The organism is uncultured Algibacter sp. (assembly GCF_947490405.1).
Classification (GTDB): domain Bacteria; phylum Bacteroidota; class Bacteroidia; order Flavobacteriales; family Flavobacteriaceae; genus Algibacter_B.
On sequence record NZ_CANLGU010000022.1, the window covers coordinates 1 to 326 of the forward strand.

The following is a 326-nucleotide window of genomic DNA, read 5'->3' on the forward strand; positions in this document are numbered from 1 at the left end:
AGCGACGCTGCAGGAAATGCTGCAACACAAGTGGTAAGAACAGTCAATGTTATACCAGATACCACAGCACCAGTAATCACTTTAAATGGTAACGCAACCATAGATTTAAACGTTGGCGATACTTACACCGAACAAGGAGCAACAGCTACGGATAATATTGATGGAGACCTTACGGCAAGCATTGTTATAGGCGGTGTTGTAGACACCAACATAGGTGGTACATATTTAGTAACTTATGATGTAAGTGATGCTGCAGGAAATGCTGCAACACAAGTGGTAAGAACAGTCAATGTTATACCAGACACGACAGCACCAGTAATCACTTT

At 42.0% G+C, this 326-nt stretch carries 1 protein-coding gene; it reads left to right on the forward strand.

What is annotated here, in order from left to right; all coding sequences use genetic code 11:
- Nucleotides 1-326, forward strand: a 326-nt coding sequence (locus Q0772_RS16240; protein ID WP_298347017.1) for a DUF5011 domain-containing protein, incomplete at both ends; no start/stop codon positions are given.